The sequence below is a fragment of the Paenibacillus sp. NPDC056722 genome (assembly GCF_042790635.1).
GTDB lineage: Bacteria > Bacillota > Bacilli > Paenibacillales > Paenibacillaceae > Paenibacillus_AQ > Paenibacillus_AQ agri.
Window position 1 is genome coordinate 103622 of record NZ_JBHTYV010000001.1, and the last position, 18980, is coordinate 122601.

Genomic DNA, 18980 nt, shown 5'->3' on the forward strand with positions numbered 1-18980 from the left:
AATCTCCTTTTTTACAAAATAGGGTTAGCGGTTATCCACTTTTTCCGGGTAAAGATCATGATTCATGAGACGGTGTTCTGCCATTGCCTCATACTTCGTTCCCGGACGTCCCCAGTTGCAATAAGGGTCAATCGAAATGCCGCCCCGCGGGGTGAATTTCCCCCATACTTCAATATAACGCGGGTCCATTAGGCTGATGAGATCATTCATAATGATATTGACGCAGTCCTCATGGAAATCCCCATGATTGCGGAAACTGAACAAATACAGCTTCAGCGATTTGGATTCCACCATTCTTTGCTCCGGGATGTACGAGATGTACAGTGTTGCAAAATCCGGCTGGCCCGTAACGGGGCACAGACTGGTGAATTCCGGGCAATTGAACTTGACGAAATAATCGCGTCCCGGATGCTTGTTATCGAACGATTCCAGCACCTCTGGCGCATAGCCAAAATGGTATTGAGTTCCCTGATTGCCCAGCAGTGTAACTTCCTTCATTTCATCTTTCAATCTTCCTTCAGACATGACAAAAAATCCCTCTCTTTTCCTTCGGCCTGCGCCGGAATTGGAAAGAAGAACGAGATTTCGAAAACTTGGCTCTACTAAGAATAAACGAGTACTGACCCATGGACAGAGTTATCCCGTTTATACGCGGAACATCATTCGCTATGGCATCTGACGTCCCTTAAGGGTCTTAGTTTTTTATAGAGGGAGTTTGCGAACCTCTCCTGCGCACAATGACGCAGACTTCTTCTTTAACTGATATCGTGCGTCTTGAACTATACCATGGGGTATGCGGGATGACAAGTGTAAAAATAATGATTAATTATATTAATTATAAATGTGATAAATTTATTTCCTACCGCAAAAATGACGGATTCATTTTTGGCGAACAGGGTAACTTATAGCCTATAGATCATCTTCTAAAGGATGGGATCAGGTTATGGAACAGCAGGTACAACAGCTCTCGGATTGGCTGAATACACAGGTGAACCAGACGATTCTAATTGAGAAGCAAGAGCTTTCGGATACAGACACCATTCATTTCAAGCTGGAAGGCGTCGATTACCGTGATGCGGATGATGTCATTGATGATTATCTGGATAGTGCGCTAATTCTTAGAGGTTCGGGAAGCACGCTGAACAGAGATGGCGAATTAGTGCGCTTGCCCCAGGCGAACTACGAAATTGCAGTCAGCGGGCTGCGGCTGAATCGTTCCGATGCAGAGGCTGCAGAGGTGAAGACAGACCGTGCCCATTACACTTTGTCTAAAGAATGATACCTCAGGCTTCGTAATACCACATGTGATCTGTAACAGGATAACACCGTTTGTTATGAAAAGATGACTAAAGAGGCTGCGGATAAAGCCCGCAGCCTCTTGCCAGTCCATATCTACTACTCTTCACCGATGATCTCCACTTCGGTTTCCAGCTCTACGCCAAATTTATCCATCACGGTTTCTCTGACATGTTGAATCAGACCGATATAGTCGCTAGCCGTGGCATGATCTGCATTTACGATAAATCCAGCGTGTTTACGGGACACCTCGGCACCGCCGATACGGGTTCCCTGAAGTCCGCTCTCCTGGATCAACTGCCCGGCAAACCGCCCTGGAGGACGTTTGAAAACACTACCACAAGACGGGTATTCCAGTGGCTGCTTCGATTCCCGGAGGAACGTCAATTCATCCATAACGGACTTGATGGCTGCAGCTTCCCCCGGCTTAAGAGCAAACCGTGCCTCCAGAACAACGTATTCACCACTGGAGAAGATGCTCTTCCGGTATCCCCATTGCATTTGGTCACCTTGAAGCGTTATTAGTTCGCCAGCCATGTTCAAGACAACGGCGCTGTGGAGTACATCCTTGACCTCACCACCATAGGCTCCTGCGTTCATGTAAAGAGCGCCCCCTACTGTACCAGGGATACCACAAGCAAATTCCAGGCCCGCCAATTCCTGATCCAGCGCATAACGCGATACATCAATGATTTTGGCGCCACACTCTGCATACAACAGTCCATCCCGCACTTCCATGCCCGTCAGGTCTGAGGTTTGTAGCACAATACCGCGTACTCCTCCGTCGCGGATAATGACATTAGAGCCATTGCCAAGTACCGTCAGCGGAATACGCTGTTCACTCGCATATGTAACAATTTTCTGAATTTCTTCATAAGTAGCGGGAGCTGCCAGAATATCTGCCCGTCCCCCCATTTTGGTGAATACCCGGTCCTTTAATTCTTCATGACTTTTAACGACGCCTGCTGTGACAATGGCTTGCAGATCGTCCTGAACTTTGCTGATATTCATATTGCATACCCCTTTGATGGAATAGAAATAAACCCGCTTGACGGGAGTTAAACTTGTAACTATAATGATTACAGGTCAAACATTAAAAATTAATTTTTATTATGGAAAGGAAGTTAACTCATGTCAACTTTAGTTATCGTCGCGCACCCCAACCTTGAACAATCCAAGATCAATAAATACTGGCAGGAATACCTCGAGGCCAATACTGATGTTACCGTACACAATCTTTATGAGACTTACCCTTCAGAGGTTATCGATGTAGAGCGTGAACAGAAGCTGGTGGAACAGCATGACCGCATCGTGCTTCAATATCCCTTCTATTGGTACAGCACACCGCCACTTTTGAAAAAATGGTTCGATTCCGTGCTTACCTACGGCTGGGCTTATGGCGAGAACGGCAACAAGCTGCATGGCAAGGAATTGCAGATTGCATTGTCCACCGGCGGTCCTAAGGAAGCTTATACCCCAACCGGCTATAACAAATTCAGCCTGGAAGAGCTGCTTAGACCCATTGAAGCTACTTCCAATCTCATTGGCACAAAACTGCAGCCTTACTTCATTCTCAGTGGCGCAATGACCATCACAGATGAAGAAATTCATGCTTCTGCAATACAATATGCCAAGCTTATCACTACCTAAGAATCAAGGATAGATGATCAGGCAACCACAACTTTAACAACGAACAGGCTCCCTTGTCAATGACGGGAGCCTGTTCTTCTATACATATATTGATATTATGGATAATTTTATGACGATATAACCAATTTCCCTTGATGGCTTGCTACAGTCCAACAGCTTTGTAAGCTGCAAGCTCATATGGGAGACACAGCGGCACGCCCGTGCGCGGATCAGGCACGATATCGCACTCGATTCCGAATACTTCACGCAAGACCGGTGTGGTCATTACCTCGGCAGGTGCACCTTCACTAATCACTGTGCCGGACTTGATCGCCACCATATGCTGCGCGTAACGGGAAGCATGGTTCAAGTCATGGACTACCATGATGATGGTACGGCCCTTCTCTTCATTCAGCTTTTGCAGCAATTGCAGCACTTCCAGTTGATGCGCCATATCAAGGAACGTTGTAGGTTCATCCAAGAACAGAATATCCGTCTCTTGCGCCAATGCCATAGCAATCCAAGCACGCTGACGTTGTCCCCCGGAGAGACGATCAATCGGGCGGTCATGGAAGTCCGACATCCCCGTCTCAGCGATCGCATTAGAGATAATTTGGCGGTCTTCCGGTGTTAATGTACCGAAGCCCTTCTGATGGGGATAACGACCGTAACTTACCAATTCCGCTACAGTAAGTCCGTCTGGTGCTGTTGGGTTCTGTGGCAAAATCGCTAACTGACGGGCCACTTCTTTGGTCGAGAGGTTATGAATGGATTTGCCATCCAGCATTACACTGCCGCTCTTCGGCTTCATGATCCGGGCCATCGTCTTCAGAATCGTCGACTTTCCGGAGCCGTTAGCCCCGACAAGCGCCGTAATTTTCCCTGTTGGAAGCGTCAGGTTCAATCCCTTAACTATAGTAGCTTCCGAGTACCCGATGCTTAGCTGTTCTGTATTCAAACGTTCTGACATGATCTTCACTCCCTGTAGTTTTTCGGGGTATGCCCGTTAATATTGGATTTGTAGAATAAATTAAGCTCTTGATTTGGCGAGCAAATATAAAAAATAGGGTGCGCCGATTACAGCCACTACGACGCCTGCCGGCACTTCCGCCGGCTGCATGATCCAGCGGCCGATGGTATCGGCGGCCAGTAGCAGTAGTCCGCCTGTAAGGGCAGCGGCCGGCAGCAGCACCTGATGCCGCGGCCCCACCAGCCTGCGGGCCAGATGGGGTGCAATCAGACCAACGAAACCGATGCCGCCGCTGACAGCGACGCAGGAGCCTGCAAGGGCTACCGCAGCCGCGAGCAGCAGCAAGCGTTCACGCTCCACTGGAGCGCCAAGCCCGGTGGACATCTGGTCGCCCAGATTCATTACATTCAGCACTCGGGCTTTATAGAACGCGAACGGCAGAAGAACGACAATCCACGGCAGCAGCGCCAGTACAAAGCGCCAATCGCCACCCCAGATCTTCCCGGCCATCCAGGTGGCCACGAATTGATAATTCTTGGGATCAAGTCTCAGCGCCAACACAATCTGGTAAGCGTTGATGCCTGCGGCAACCGCGATCCCGATCAGCACAAGCCTTGCCGGGGACAGCCCTTCCCGGCGAAAAGCCAGGATGTAGATTAGCGCGGCTGTAAGACCGGCGCCCAGCAAGGCTAGCAGCGGAAGCACGTAGATCGGCGCCGCCGTTGTAGCTGGAAAGAAAGAAATAAACAAGATGACCGCAAAACCAGCACCTGCGGTGATCCCTAAGGTAGAAGGTTCAGCTAATGCATTGCGCGACAAGCTTTGCAGTATACAGCCGGAGACTGCAAAGCCCGCCCCAACTAGCAGCGAAATCACGATACGAGGCAACCGGAAATCAAACAGGATTAGCTTCTGTTGATGATTTCCTTGTCCGCGGATCGTATGCAGAACCTCCAGCGGTGAGAGACGCATAAAGCCTGTATTCATGCTGATGACGAACACAGTGGCGATAAGAAAACCGAGCAGTGACAGAACCGTGATGTTCCTTGTTCGTCTCTGCTTCTCATAAGTACTGAGGATGGGCTTACTCATGACAGCGCCCCCTTCCGTCTGCTCGCCAGATAAATAAAGAACGGTACACCAAGCAGCGAGATTAGAGCGCCGATCGGCGTCTCATAAGGTGCATTCAGGAGTCTGGCTCCAATATCTGCAAAGATCAGCAGCAGACTGCCGAGTACAGCTGAACAAGGAATGACCCAGCGGTAATCAATGCCAACCAGGTAACGTGTAATATGAGGAATCAGCAGACCGACAAAAGCAATCGGACCTACAGCCGAAACCGCTGTTCCGGCAAGCACCACAACTGTGAGCATGCCTCCGGCCTGCACCAGCCTTGTATTTTGTCCAAGTCCTGCTGCCACCTCGCTGCCGAGGCTAAGCAGTGTAATGGAACGAGACATCATCATTGCCACGATAAGGGCAACGAGGATTGGCGGTGCCATAATCTTAAGCTGACCCCATGTCGTTCCGGCGACCCCGCCGGCCAGCCAGAACGTTAGATCCTGAGACAGGTGGAACAGGATCGCTACTCCCTGGCTGACAGCGAGCAAGAGCGCACTTACTGCAGCTCCGGCAAGTGTAAGACGAATGGGTGTTAATCCATTGCGGGAGAGGGAGCCAATCCCGAACACAAGCAAGGCCGCTAACGCTGCGCCGATAAAACAAAACAGCATAATCAAAGTGAAAGGCATCGAAGGTGTAAAAGCAAACGCTAAGGCCAGCGCAGCTGTCGCTCCGGCATTCAGACCAAGCAGGCCTGAATCCGCTAACGGGTTACGGGTCATCCCCTGCATCATAGCTCCAGCTACGGCAAAGCAGGCTCCAACCAGTGCCCCGGCGAGGGAACGCGGGATGCGCAGCTCCCATATCACCTGATGCTGTCGTATGTCAGGATTAAAATGAAATACGGCTTCCCATACTGTCGATAGTTTAATATCCGCAGCGCCTACTGAGATCGAGAGCGCGAGTCCGAACAGAATACCTCCCAGCCCAATGATCAGAATGAGGATGGCCGCTGTCGGCCGCGAAGTAATGGGAAGATCAGATGTCCTTAACTTGGTGCTATTTATCGAATCTGAATCCTGGGATGAAACCATTCAATAACTTGTCTCCTTATTGAGTAATAACAAGAATCATTCTCATTATCGCAAATATATGAAGTATGTACAATATCCCGATAAAGAGATCTACAAAAATTGCAGTAGATCATTGAAAAACTTATTATTTAACGAGAAACTTCAATACATCGTCAATGGTTTTGGAATCTGCAGTAGCCCCGCTATACAACCAGGTGCTGTTGGAACTCAGCTCATAGACATGTCCCGCTTTGACTGCAGGGATACTTTTCCAGGTCGCGCTATTCAAAATTTCCGAGTTGTCCGATTGGTCACTGTTCACCAGGAAGATATGATCAGCTTTCAGTTCAGAGAGCTTCTCTAGAGAGATCGGATTCCACGTCGCTCTCTGATCTGCCGGAATTTCCGTCACCAGGTTTGGTGAAGCAAGTCCCAGATCCTTATACAACACTTCCCCACTGGCACGTGTCTCATCTACTAGGTAGAAATTCTTTTGCACCAGCCACAAAGCAGCAGCTGACTGTCCGCCGGCAACACTGGCAAGCTTCTCTTTAGCTTCTGCGGCTTTCTGATCATAATCTTTGATCGCTTGCGCGGCTTCTGCACCCTTGCCGAGCAAATCACCAATAGTCGTCAAGGCTTTGCGCCAGTCTTTGTTCACGGCATCGCCAAGCACATACGTAGGTGCGATTTTGTTATATTGATCATACAGGCCGTTCTGAACCGCAGATTCCGAATCCACGATGATAAGATCCGGCGCAAAGCTAGTCACCGCTTCAAGCGGAAGATCATAGCTGATTGTCGGAACCTCTTTTAATTCTGGAGACAGATACTCCTGTATTCCGTTTGGAACCGACCACTGTGCTACAGGTGTAACTCCTAGTGTAACGAGGTGATCTTCAAGATAGGAAGCAAGCACACGCTGCGGATTGGCTGGAATGCTGACCTGATGACCCATAGCATCTGTTACCGTCTTCGCTTCCCCTTGATTCGGAGCTGCAGTAGCTTGAGCAGAAGGAGCAGCCGTTGATCCAGCAGCGCTATTAGCCGCGTTCCCGGCATTGTTATTGCCACAAGCAGACAAGATCACCATGAGGGCCGCTAGACCCGCCATCGCCAGCTTTGTACTGCCTGATATATTTCTTTTTAATGCAAACATTCAAAATCCCCCTTGTATCTGCTTCCATTCCTATTCTATATAAGACGAACTTAAGATCCGAACGTAAGGCTCGGTCGTCACTTCGGTGGAATGTTTGGACTTCCGGCCGCTGTTGTCTCCAGATTTCATCTGAATAACCGCTTCTAGCGGTTGAAATCCGGACACCAGCTTAGGCTTCCGATGCGAGCTTTCCTTCGGAAAGCTTTTAGGCGAGCGCTTTCGCTCCTACAGTTCCAACCTTCCCCCTTCGTTCCTTCTCGCTTTTTGTTACTTTCTTTTGTTCGGCTTATATAGATCATTACCTCTTATCTTAACTCTTTTAAATGATATTGATTCTCATTATCTATGTCAACATAAATATTAAAAATTCTACAGGGTTCGCGCCTGTTTGACACAAACAAAACGAATGGAAATAAAAAAAGAAGCCGCATCGCGGCTTCTCTTCAATGTACAGCTACTTCTGAGCTATTTATTCAAATGATAAGGCACTGTGGCGACCACGACATCCTTCTGGTTCATTAAATAGGAACGAATCAAGAAACTGGTCTGGTTGTGCAATAGAGCCTGCCACCAATGCTTCGTAATAAATTGCGGAATCAGGATCGTAATGTGATCTGTCGAAGCGGTCTTCCACTCCACCGTATCGATGAACTTAAGCAGCGGGCGGAGAATACTGCGGTACCGGGAGCGCAGGACAATAAGCCGTACACCCGGATTCCATTCTTCCCACTTCTGCTCCATCCGGTGAATCTCCTCTTCATCAAAACCGACGTACACTGCAACCACGTTATCCGTTAACGACTTTGCGTAACTAAGCGAATGCAGAACGGCGCGAGTAACGCCAGCTACAGGCACAACCACGGTGCTTCCTTTAATAACTGGTTTATCTTTGTCGAGACAGATACGAAGCTGATCCGCTGTATTCATGTAGTGACCATGTATGCGGTAGAACACGAACATTACGATTGGCAGGAAGAGAAAGGCCATCCACACACTGGAGAATTTGGTGATGATGAAAATCAAGGTAATCGTTAATGTCGTCAGCATGCCGATTGTGTTGACAGCAAATTTACTTTTCCAGCCTGCCGGCTTCAATTTGTACCAGCGAACCATCATGCCCAGCTGAGACAATGTAAACGGAATGAACACACCGACAGCATACAGTGGAATCAGACCTTCTGTATTCCCGTGAAATGCGGCTACCAGTAGTGCAGACATCACACCGAGGAAAATAATCCCATTCGAGAAACCGAGCCGGTCTCCACGAACCATGAACGCATGCGGCATGTATTTGTCTTTGGCAAACATACAGGCGAGCAGCGGGAACGCTGAGTAAGCGGTATTGGCTGCCAGGAACAGAATGACAGCGGTAATCCCTTGAATGAAGAAATACAGCACGCCGCGTCCAAAGGTGGATTCCGTGATCTGGGATACGACGGTAGCTTTCTCATCGGGCACAATGCCATACCAGTAAGCCAGGACGGTTATACCTGTGAACATAATCCCTAGAATGAGGCCCATGGCCATTAGGGTTTTTGCCGCGTTTTTCTCAGCAGGCGCTTTAAAGTTCGGAATAGCATTGGATACAGCCTCAACCCCGGTCAAAGCCGAACAGCCAGAGCTAAAGGCCTTCAAGAGCAGGAACAAGCTGACATTGGATACCGCAGTCCCGATCTCGGGGACATGGGCATGCGCACCGCCCGTAGCATATTTTATAACCCCTGAAATAATCAAGACAAAAATGGAAATAACAAACAGGTATACTGGAACAGCAATGAAAGATGCGGATTCTGTTACACCGCGTAGATTAAGTATCGTTAGGATGATAATTACGGTAACTGCAATAAGAACGGTATGACCATGCAAGCTTGGAAAAGCCGATGTGATCGCATCTGTCCCTGCTGACGCACTTACGGCAACCGTCAAAATGTAATCCACGAGCAAAGAGCCCCCAGCCAAAAGCCCGGTCGGAACGCCTAGATTGTTCTTAGCTACGATATAAGCACCGCCGCCTTGTGGATAAGCAAAGATCGTCTGCCGGTATGATAAAATCAGAATCGCCAGCAGTCCCAATACGGCAAGTGCAATTGGCAGTGAGTACCAGATCGCAGTGAACCCCGCGGCGACCAGTACAATCAGGATTTGTTCCGTTCCGTAGGCTACAGACGAGAGCGCATCTGAAGACAGAACAGCCAGTGCTTTCACCTTGGATAACTTTTCATGATCGAGTTCGTTGGATTTCATCGGACGCCCGATCAAAAGTCGTTTTACTTTGCTTACCATTGTAGAAACAGTTCCTCTCTTTGTGAGTTGAATCGGTCATACCGTGCGCCGTTTTCACGGGTGGATTTCATAAATGCAGGCACAAAAACAAGCATACGGAAATGATCCGCATGCCTGGGGCATGGTCATTATCCCACTTTTGCTTACGAGGTTAGCTGGCGGATTCGGGCTGTGGTAGCCCTACGGTTCGGCCGTATAGGCCGCTTCCGATTCACCCCTTTGGCATCGTTATGCCAAGATTGGTTCCCCCGTTTTTCCTAGGAAAATTCAGCGCATATTCAACTTCTCACAAGGTCTAATATTAGTCTACAAAGTGCATCCAGTAAAGCGGTGAAAAAAATGAAAAAAGAATGAAAAAACATTCAAAACCCGCAAATTTTATATCGGGAACTGTCCGCTCTTTCATTCTCTTCTATTATCCCTTCGGCCCGTGTTTTTATAACATTTTGACGTTATTTGTGACGAATCAGCAGGGAATATTTTTTGGTTGTACTTGCTTATGCTTCTTCTGTTTCCTGCTCCAGCGGCTTACGGCCGAACCAGAGCAAAACCGTGATCAAGGCAAAGGCGATTAGCGCCATAAAAGGAATCGTGATAAAACCAAAATAATTCAAATAATCTTTGTTGCAAGGAACTCCCACTGTGCAGGGAATAATCTTGCTAAGAGCTGGAATTTTCTGTTCTGCGTAATGATACAGTGAAATGCTTCCCCCGATAATGCTCAGTGGCAGCACATAAGGAATAATGCGCTTGTCTCCCCGGTACGTGGCAATGCCTAGCAGAAATAGCTGGGGATACATAAAAATGCGCTGGAACCAGCAGAGCTTACAGGGCTCATACTTTAGAACCTCACTTAGATAAAGGCTGCCTGCCACGGCCACTACTGACACAAACCAGGCCAGATAAAGAGCGTTACGGCGGCAAAATAGGGAGAATTTACTCATTTCACTTGGCCTCCGCCGCTTTGGCTGCAGTATTCACTTCCGCCGAAATAGCGTCAAAGTTAAACGGCTCTGCGGATTTCACGCCATTAATGAAGATGGTTGGCGTATTATTAACCCCTGCGTCAGATGCTGTCTTGATGTCACGCTTCAATTCGTCATAATACGTACGTTCCTTGATGTCCTTGCGCAGCAGCTCCAGATCAATGTTCAGCTTCTCCTTCTCAGCTAAGCCAACAAGATAATCCTCAGTCGCCCACTTAGCATTTTCATCGCCTTGATTTGCATATACGGCATCAAAGAACTTCCAGAACTCATCCGCATTCTGATGGTAAATGGACAGGGCAGCAAGTGAAGCTGTTTCGGAATCAGGACCGATAAAGGCCATATTTACAAAATAAAAAGAGGCTTTTCCTGGCTCTACCAGCTCTTTCACGATTTGCGGTTTGATCAACCCCGTGAACTGGGCACAAGCGGGACATTTGAAGTCTCCAAATTCAACAATTTTGACCGGTGCATCCTCTTTACCCAGTCTCGGCAGCTCACTGTAATTGAAGCTCGTTGGCGCTGCAGTTGTGGTGGTGGAGGAAGTATCCTTCGCTGCCATCATAAATAGGACTACAAAAATAATGACTACAAAGACAATTGTACCGATAATAAACATTCTGTTCGTCTGTTTCTGTTTATCTTGCTTGGTGCGGTCTCTCTCCTGCTTGCTCAATTGAGAAGCCGCTGGACTCTTCTTCTTAGGTTTGCTCAAGGATCGGTTCCTTTCTGTCCATTAAGGACGGGCATAGTATAATATTTTAAAATTATATAATTAAAGAACTCACCTTGGCAATCAATACTATTGACTCGAAGGCATGTACAATGGAAAAATAACAACCCAAAAAGGCATAGCGCCGTTAAACGACACCATGCCCTTGTGCTACTAATCGTATTGAAAATCTAAGCCCCTGCTTCTTCGGCAAGAATCTCTACCTTGAGCAGTTTGATTCGGGAGATCCGCTTATGGTCGATTTCCTCAACACTAAACAAATGATTGTCGAATGTTATGGTCTGGCCCATCTGCGGCGGATTTACTTCCAGCTTGGAATACAACCAGCCACCAAGGGTATCATAATCATCGGTCTCCATATGCAGTCCCAGAAGGTCGTTGATCTCCTCGATCAGCATCAAGCCATCGATGGAGTATTCATCCTCCCCCAGCTTTTCCACGCCAGGGCGCTCTTCATCGAATTCATCCTGAATTTCCCCTACGATCTCTTCCATGATATCTTCCAGAGTAACCATGCCCGAAGTTCCGCCGTACTCATCAATGAGGATCGCGATCTGAGTCTTAGCCCGCTGCATCACCTTGAGCAAAGCACTGATCTGGATTGATTCCGGTACGGTAAGAATCGGGCGGATCAATTCATGATACTGGGGAACACGTTCCCTGATCAAGTCCTTAATGTGAATGAAACCAAGAATATGGTCCTTGTCGCCATCACAGACTGGATAACGAGTCCGCATGCCTTCAAAGGCAATATTAATGTTCTCTTCCACCGATAGATGGTTATTCAGACAAATCATTTCCGTACGCGGAATCATGATCTCTCTGGCCATCGTATCGGCAAATTCAAAGATATTATCGACCAGCGTCATTTCAGTGTTGTCGATCAGACCGCTTTTATTGCTCTCCTGCATCAGAATCCGAATCTCTTCTTCTGTATGAGCCGTTCCAAGCTCAGATGGAGGCGTCAGCCGGAAAAGTCGTAGCAAGCCACGCGCCAGATTGTTGACAACCCAGATGAATGGAAACATCAGCTTGTAAAATACATTCATCGGTCCTGCAGTTAGCAGAAGTACAGCTTCAGCCTTGTTGACAGCAATCGTCTTCGGTGCAAGCTCGCCAAGCACAATATGCAGCACTGTAATTAGCATGAAGGCAATAATCAGAGAGATAACATAAACTGACGTTGCGCCAAAGCCCAGACTAACCAGCAGCGGCCCAACCAGCGTCGCAATTGCCGGTTCACCCAGCCATCCCAGCGCCAATGATGCCAGGGTAATTCCAAGCTGACAAGCAGATAGATAAGCATCTAAGTTGTGAACAATAGGTTTTGCAGACAGCGCTCTTTTGCTGCCCTCCTCGATAAGCGAATCAATGCGCCCGCTGCGCACTTTCACCATCGCATACTCCACGGAAACAAAAAATCCGTTCAGCAGCACCAATAAAATCATTAAACCTACATTTAATATACCGGGTAAAGGGTCGCTCAAATTATGCTCCTATCCACCGTTCTCACACGGGGCGGATAGGCCCACCTCCTTCGTTTTTTCAAAATGACAGCATGTAAATCGTCAGTCTTCTGCATCAATTCCCCAATGCTTTCAGCTCCTGTCTATAGTCACGAATATAAATATATACATTATTATATATTTATAATCTACACAGTCAAACCGCAGCGTATGACGGCATAATGAGGTTTTACCACAATTCTTTGACTTTTACTGATGAATTTGAGCTCTCATGCGTATTCAGGCCGTTTCCAGCCGTTTCAATAATAAAAGCCTCTCTCCGGTAGCGGAAAGAGGCTTAAAAATCAGTTTTAGCGATAGTAACGCGTACCGGGGTTCCCAATAACACCAGGATATTGATAAGTAAGAGGTTCGTCGAAAGTCGCGTAATCGAAGTTGATCATAAGTAACATGATGCGCTGTCCCGTTGTCGGGTCACTGATGATGATGTGGTCGCGTCCAGCTGCTTCCAGTTTACCCTTGAAGATTTTGGCATTCCAGTCCTTGTTGTTCTCATAGGTCATGTAGAATGTGCCAACCTTGCCCAAATTCAGCCGTAAAATGTTCTCGATGTAAGATTGTTCAAATACAGGGGCTGGAGCCGAAACCACAGTTCCTGAAGGAGTCATCGGACTTCCGCTGGATACTTGGGGAGGTACCGCCTGCATTGTGCCACCCATCGTACCCATTGTTCCCATTGGGGCCATGCTGTTTGACGTACCCATAGTGCCTGAAGATACACTTCCGATCGTGTAAGTAACAGGACGGTAAGGTTGTTGAACGATCATTGATAAATTACCTCCTAAAAATTAATCGGGAGCTTGCGCCCCCGGGCCTAATACACGGCTGGACAGTCTCCGCTGGTCGGAGAAAAGAAGCAATGGGCCTTAAAGCGGCCGGTGTTACTCTGATTGTACCAGGTGTCAGGGCAATCGCCTGCCGGACGGAAGAACCAAAGAGCATTACTGGCAGGCCAGGTCCGTTCGCCCCCGATGGCTCTTTTCGCCAGACGGATATCGGCATCTCTCGCTCGCTGGTAGAAGTAGCTCTTAGTCGGCGCTTCAAATCCTCCCGGACTTTGATACACCATATCATCGATATTGCGGATGTTTTTGAAGTCGAGGCAATTGCCCAAAATGCGGTTGACGCCGACATTGCCTACCATCAGCATCCCAAGATCTCCATCCTCTTCGGCTTCCGCTCTCATTAGCCGCGCCAGTACTCTTACATCTGCCGAGTTCGCTTTGATGACGGCCACACGCGTCCCTCCTTGTAATGGCTACTTCGCAGAACAGCAATTTCGCTCTTTACTGCACGTTGTATTGTATGTGCATCCGCCCAAGAGGTGACAGTTCGTCGGCAATTTTATCTTCCTAATTATAATTTTCAGGAGATCATACTAAGGCTCGTAGATCATTTTGCGGGTCATCCCGCCATCTATCACAAGCTGGGCACCCGTCACGAAGTTATTGTCTTCTGCGCTAAGGTACAGACAGGCACGGGCAATATCCTGAGGAGTGCCGACCCGACCCGATGGGTGCTGTTTATGATCGATTTCACGCAGCTCGCTGTAATCCTCTGTTTCAATCCAGCCAGGACTAATACAGTTTACTGTAATACCATCCGGTCCGAGGGAAATCGCCAGGGCATGTGTAAGCGCGGTGATCGCGCCTTTGGAAGCTGCATACGCTTCTGTATGCGCTTCAGACATCAGGGAACGTGTGGAGGAGAGGTTGATCACGGCGCCTCCCTGCGGGTTCCCCTTCATGATTTTGGCGGCCTCACGGGTTGCCAGAAAACAGCTTCTGGCATTCGTATTCATCACCTTGTCCCAATCCTCAACTGACAGCTCGTACACAGAAGCGGTATGTGGATTGGCAATTCCGGCATTGTTGATCAAAATATTAATGGTACCAAAGGCTTCGACTGTACGCTTCATTAGAGCGACAATATCGGCTTCACGGCTCACATCGCATACGACGAAGAGCGCCTTTCCCCCATGTCTAACAATTTCATTCACCGTCTGGCGTCCCCGCCCCTCTTCCAGCTCAGCAACGACCACGTTTGCGCCTGCACTGGCATAACTCATCGCTATGGCCCTGCCGATCCCACGTCCCGCCCCTGTTACAATAACAGTCTTGTCCTTGAAGCTCATCCCTGTCACGTTCCTTTCATCTATGTAAATTTGTCGACAATATAAATATCCCCCTGCTCCGTAAATCGGAAACAAGGGGATTGTACAGGAAGCATAAGAGTATTGCAACGGCTACCTAGAGATCTTCAAGAATGTCCGGCAGATGTAAAAGAAGGCTGGCGCTGGAATCCGTGATACCTGGTGCCCTGATAGCTTAGCTGCCCCTGGTCTCCTTCCACACTCATTCCGTATTCGGTGCCGTTCACCTTGAACTCCATTCGTGTTCCATCCTCCAGCTCGTAGGTCAAATAGTAGTACGTCGTACTGGTCCGGCTCGATCCGCCTTCGTCCTGAAGCTGCTGGTGTCTGATTTCGCTTCGCTTGCTCACGATATGGGCAGAGGTGGTCAACATGGGCGAGCTATTGTTCCGACTCCATTGCAGTAGCCCTCTGCCTGCAGATATAGCGACAATGCCAACCATCACCACGAGAAAGATCGGTATCACTGTTCCGGCAAAATCAAACATCCATGAAGGATCTGGGCCCATTCCCATGACATATTCCTCCTTATTCCCCGCGAGATTCCTCCGGCAGCCTACTCCGGGCGTTCCTGTACATGTATATGCCTGTTCCAGCCCATACAGCATCAAGAGTTGCTTTACGGCAGAAGAAATATGTGGCACATCTATAAAAACACAAAAAGACCACTTCCTCCTCTTATCCTACAAGAAATGAAGTGGTCTCCAGTTATTCGATTTTACTGCCATCTTAAGCATGTACTAAGTCTAAAAAGTGCTTGGTTTCATCTTCTTCGATTGGAAGCATTCCGTTCTCTGCCCAGCAGGCTCTACATTGTTCTTCGGTCTCACACAAATGGGCGTCATCACAATTGTAGCACAATTGCAGAAGGTTTCTAGTCATATAATCCGTTTCAAAAGTTGTCATGGTAATCGCTCCTATCGGATGGTTAGTTTGTGAAAAAAATAACTTTCTTTCTATGTGTTAAATATATCACAAGGTATCGTATTTGTCATGTGATTTTTTTCACATTTATGAGGAAAATTTTAAATAAGTTTTTTAGAAAAAATAATACAAACAGCAGGCTCGCTATGAACCTGCTGTCTATTGCTTCTTATAATATTATAACACTCGCCAGCTTGCCCCGCCGTTCGTGGTCTGCAGAAGAATGGACCGCTTGTCCTCTTTCTTCTCGATCAAGAGCCAGCCAACCTCTGAAGAGAAGAATTGCAGCTTGACGATCTCCGGATACTCCTCCAGCTTGGACTCTAGTACACTGCTTGACTTGAGCGCAGTCCAGGTCGCTCCCTGATCCTGCGTCTGGTATAGTGTGCTTCCATCCAGAATCCAACCAGTCGATAGATTCAGGAAGGTAGGCGCGAGATGACGGTTCCCGCCCGTCCTGCTCTTAAAACCAAAAGCCCTGAACTTCCAGCTTTCCCCGCCGTTAGCAGTGAAGTAGCCGTCGTAAGTAATGCTGTTGTCCTTATCCTTCTGGCAACCAACAGACATCCAGCCTGTCGTTCTACCTCCACCGAAGAATTCCGGCCTGCCGGTAATCACCCGGTCACAGCCATCAAATCGCTCGTTGACCAGGAACGGTGCGCCTTGCTGCCAAGTCTTCCCACCATCCTTAGTTGTATAAATCTTAGGCAATGCTCCTGTCTGCAGGGTGACGAAGCCATGCATGCTATCTCTAAAAATCATCCCCGTCGTTACACCCGCCATAGGAATCGCCGGATTCGGCAGCTTAGGGTTGTATTGTTCATTCTGCATAACATTCTTCCAGGTCGCCCCGCCGTCTACTGTGGAATACAATGCTTTGCTTTCTTTGGTGGCCGTAGTGTCCCATGAGGTCAAAAGCCAGCCGTAGTTTGGAGAATAAAAGTACATCGACGAAATTGGATTCGCATCCGGCAACGAGGATACTTTCCAGGACTGTCCTCCATCCTTGGTTCGCAGCACGATCGTCTCCGTCATGCCGTACGCGCTCCTGATGATCCAGCCATTACTTGGATCGGTAAAGAATATTTCTTTGCCATAGACTGGGTTAGAAGGAAACTGTACATTGGCGGAGGGCGAAATATTAGCCCAAGTCGTACCGTTATCCTTCGTTATATACATACGCAGCTCATTCTTGGTTACGCCCCAGGCTAGTCCCTCGGATTCGCTGAGTAGCTGAAAATCTGTCAGACGGGTCTGAATCTGATACTTAGGATTATTCTCCGCATCCATATTCCGCGCATCCGGTGTAATCAATGTAATCGTCTGCCCTTCTTCCGGGGGCTCCGTAGGCTGCGGTGTCTGAGCAGGCGCCGCCGTTTTCGACATACAGGCCGACAGGATCAGCATGGACAGCAGGAGTAGAAGCACAACACTCAGAACCTTAGAACCTTGAGTTTTGGACGGCAATGCGCTCTCTCCTCTCAGTTAATAGAACTACATGATCTTTCCGTACATTCGTTATCGTTCCTGGATTAGTCTCCGTTCAACTTGCTGTTGCGATAGCCGTATAGTGCATAGATCAGCAGGCCGATGACCAACCAGATTAGAAATCCGATCCAGGTCGCGCTCCCGAGATTGTACATCAGATAGCCACAAGCCGCAGCACTGAGCAACGGAAGAAAAGGTACCCAGGGTACCTTGAAACCCCGCTTCAAGGTGGGTTGACTATAACGTAAGGCAATGACACCAATCGAAACAACTAAGAAAGCAAACAATGTTCCAATACTAGTCAGATTCGCCAGGCGGCTAAGCGGAACAAATCCGGTCAAGATAGCGCTGACTATTCCCATCATCCAGATGCTGCGATTTGGTTGCTGTGTCGTCGAGTTGACCTTAGACAGACTTTTCGGAAGCAAACCATCACGTGAAATTGCATAGAGCAGACGAGTCTGTCCATACATCATAACCAGCAGCACTGTAGTCATTCCTGTAATGGCTCCCAATGAGATCAATCCGGCAATCCAATTCTGGTCAACAAGCCGCAGTGCATAGGATACCGGGTCGCTTACATTCAGATCGTAATAAGGAACAATACCGGTTAGGACCAGGGACACGGATATGTACAACACCGTACAGATCACAACGGATGATATGATCCCAATCGGTATATCTCGCTGCGGACTCTTGACCTCTTCAGCAGCATTGGAGATCGCATCGAAGCCGATATAGGCAAAGAACACGGTCGCTGCCCCATTCATGACCCCATGCATACCGAAGGGGAGGAAAGGCGACCAGTTCTCCGGTTTTATATAGAAAATCCCCGTAAAAATGAACAATAAAACTACAGCCAGCTTTATTACGACCATAATCGCATTAAAACGAGCCGTTTCTTTCGCTCCGCGGGTCAGCAGCAAGGAGATCAGTAGAATAATGACGACTGCAGGCAGATCGATAAAAGTACCTTTGTCCGCATTATACGCCCCGGAGAGCAATGTAGGCAAATGCAAGCCGAAGCCTTCCAGCAGTCCCTGAATATATCCGGACCAGCCACTCCCCACTGCAGCAACTGCTACTCCATACTCGAGCACCAAATCCCAACCAAGAATCCAGGCAAGCAGCTCGCCAAAAGCAACATAACTGTATGCGTAAGCACTCCCGGACACGGGTAATGCGGAAGCCAGCTCGGAATAACATAAGGCGGAGAGCACGCAAGCAATGCCTGCCAGGATAAAGGACAGAATAATTCCCGGTCCAGCGTGCTCGGCTGCTGCAACTCCGGTTACGACGAATATTCCTGTTCCGATGACTGCCCCCACACCAAGTGCTGTCAAATCAAAAGCACCCAATGTTTTGTTTAATTTGTTAGTGTCGCCGCCCAGGACTGCGGTCAGCGATTTTTTGCGAAATAAATCCATTTCTTACTACTCTCCTGTCAGGTGATTAAATTATACAACAAGGCGCTAAGGGGAAGTTCTAAGCTGCTTAAGACCCAGATCTACAAAGATTATGCCACATGTGACGCTAATCCCCTCTTGCACTAGCGGTTTCTCCAACAGCTTTACCGCTGAAGACGCCGGCGAAATAAGCCAGGGCGAATTAATCAAGACGGCTACCCGCTTCTCGGATCTCGGATCTCGGATCTCGGTATCAGTATAAGCAGCACAGCAGCTCCCATAAACAACATTAT

At 48.3% G+C, this 18980-nt stretch carries 18 protein-coding genes and 2 riboswitches; of the genes, 2 read left to right on the forward strand and 16 right to left on the reverse strand.

Going from position 1 to position 18980, the window contains the following annotated elements:
* Window positions 1–24 precede the first annotated feature (24 nt).
* Window positions 25–525 carry a preQ(1) synthase gene (gene queF / locus ACFRAM_RS00530; RefSeq protein ID WP_379463982.1) on the reverse strand — a complete coding sequence of 167 codons (501 nt, stop codon included), beginning with the start codon at window positions 523–525 and terminating at the stop codon, window positions 25–27.
* Window positions 526–688: 163 nt separating this feature from the next.
* Window positions 689–732: riboswitch (PreQ1 riboswitch) on the reverse strand.
* Between the two features lie 211 nt (window positions 733–943).
* On the opposite strand from queF, the gene ymzB reads away from it, so the two are divergent.
* Window positions 944–1279 (forward strand): protein YmzB, encoded by a 336-nt coding sequence (gene ymzB, locus ACFRAM_RS00535; protein ID WP_379463984.1) that lies wholly within the window; start codon window positions 944–946, stop codon window positions 1277–1279.
* 116 nt (window positions 1280–1395) lie between these two features.
* On the opposite strand, the gene murB is transcribed toward ymzB, so the two are convergent.
* Window positions 1396–2307 carry a UDP-N-acetylmuramate dehydrogenase gene (gene murB / locus ACFRAM_RS00540; protein WP_379463986.1) on the reverse strand — a complete coding sequence of 304 codons (912 nt, stop codon included), beginning with the start codon at window positions 2305–2307 and terminating at the stop codon, window positions 1396–1398.
* Between the two features lie 120 nt (window positions 2308–2427).
* On the opposite strand from murB, the gene ACFRAM_RS00545 reads away from it, so the two are divergent.
* Complete coding sequence (locus tag ACFRAM_RS00545) at window positions 2428–2946, forward strand: NAD(P)H-dependent oxidoreductase (RefSeq protein ID WP_379463988.1); 519 nt, start codon at window positions 2428–2430, stop codon at window positions 2944–2946.
* 142 nt (window positions 2947–3088) lie between these two features.
* On the opposite strand, the gene ACFRAM_RS00550 is transcribed toward ACFRAM_RS00545, so the two are convergent.
* From ACFRAM_RS00550 to bcaP, 14 genes are all read right to left on the reverse strand, one after another.
* The gene (locus ACFRAM_RS00550; RefSeq protein WP_379463990.1) at window positions 3089–3895 is read right to left on the reverse strand and encodes an ABC transporter ATP-binding protein; all 807 of its coding nucleotides are present in this window, start codon (window positions 3893–3895) and stop codon (window positions 3089–3091) included.
* A 60-nt stretch (window positions 3896–3955) separates the two neighbouring features.
* A complete protein-coding gene (locus ACFRAM_RS00555) occupies window positions 3956–4987 on the reverse strand; it encodes a FecCD family ABC transporter permease (protein ID WP_379463992.1) in 1032 nt (343 codons plus the stop codon).
* Window positions 4984–6051, reverse strand: coding sequence for a FecCD family ABC transporter permease (locus tag ACFRAM_RS00560; RefSeq protein WP_379463994.1), 1068 nt, complete (start codon window positions 6049–6051; stop codon window positions 4984–4986). Before ACFRAM_RS00560 ends, ACFRAM_RS00555 begins: the two co-directional genes overlap by 4 nt.
* A gap of 124 nt (window positions 6052–6175) precedes the next feature.
* A complete protein-coding gene (locus ACFRAM_RS00565) occupies window positions 6176–7189 on the reverse strand; it encodes an iron-hydroxamate ABC transporter substrate-binding protein (RefSeq protein ID WP_379463996.1) in 1014 nt (337 codons plus the stop codon).
* Window positions 7190–7654: 465 nt separating this feature from the next.
* Entirely contained in the window at window positions 7655–9472 is a 1818-nt protein-coding gene (locus tag ACFRAM_RS00570) for an APC family permease (RefSeq protein ID WP_379463998.1), read from the reverse strand.
* Between the two features lie 125 nt (window positions 9473–9597).
* Window positions 9598–9755, reverse strand: a riboswitch (cyclic di-AMP (ydaO/yuaA leader).
* A 214-nt stretch (window positions 9756–9969) separates the two neighbouring features.
* Window positions 9970–10416 (reverse strand): disulfide oxidoreductase, encoded by a 447-nt coding sequence (locus ACFRAM_RS00575; protein ID WP_379464000.1) that lies wholly within the window; start codon window positions 10414–10416, stop codon window positions 9970–9972.
* 1 nt (window position 10417) lies between these two features.
* Complete coding sequence (locus tag ACFRAM_RS00580) at window positions 10418–11173, reverse strand: DsbA family protein (protein ID WP_379464001.1); 756 nt, start codon at window positions 11171–11173, stop codon at window positions 10418–10420.
* Window positions 11174–11361: 188 nt separating this feature from the next.
* Window positions 11362–12678, reverse strand: a complete 1317-nt coding sequence (locus tag ACFRAM_RS00585; protein ID WP_379464003.1) for a hemolysin family protein — start codon at window positions 12676–12678, stop codon at window positions 11362–11364.
* Between the two features lie 329 nt (window positions 12679–13007).
* Window positions 13008–13484 carry a spore coat protein GerQ gene (gerQ, locus tag ACFRAM_RS00590; protein WP_379464005.1) on the reverse strand — a complete coding sequence of 159 codons (477 nt, stop codon included), beginning with the start codon at window positions 13482–13484 and terminating at the stop codon, window positions 13008–13010.
* A 47-nt stretch (window positions 13485–13531) separates the two neighbouring features.
* Window positions 13532–13954 carry a cell wall hydrolase gene (locus ACFRAM_RS00595; protein ID WP_066361399.1) on the reverse strand — a complete coding sequence of 141 codons (423 nt, stop codon included), beginning with the start codon at window positions 13952–13954 and terminating at the stop codon, window positions 13532–13534.
* A 141-nt stretch (window positions 13955–14095) separates the two neighbouring features.
* Window positions 14096–14851, reverse strand: coding sequence for an SDR family NAD(P)-dependent oxidoreductase (locus tag ACFRAM_RS00600; protein WP_379464008.1), 756 nt, complete (start codon window positions 14849–14851; stop codon window positions 14096–14098).
* A gap of 125 nt (window positions 14852–14976) precedes the next feature.
* Window positions 14977–15378 carry a DUF2500 domain-containing protein gene (locus ACFRAM_RS00605; RefSeq protein WP_379464722.1) on the reverse strand — a complete coding sequence of 134 codons (402 nt, stop codon included), beginning with the start codon at window positions 15376–15378 and terminating at the stop codon, window positions 14977–14979.
* 592 nt (window positions 15379–15970) lie between these two features.
* Complete coding sequence (locus tag ACFRAM_RS00610; RefSeq protein ID WP_175370172.1) at window positions 15971–17260, reverse strand: VPS10 domain-containing protein; 1290 nt, start codon at window positions 17258–17260, stop codon at window positions 15971–15973.
* Window positions 17261–17325: 65 nt separating this feature from the next.
* Window positions 17326–18708, reverse strand: a complete 1383-nt coding sequence (gene bcaP / locus ACFRAM_RS00615) for a branched-chain amino acid transporter BcaP (protein WP_175370173.1) — start codon at window positions 18706–18708, stop codon at window positions 17326–17328.
* Window positions 18709–18980: the final 272 nt, after the last annotated feature.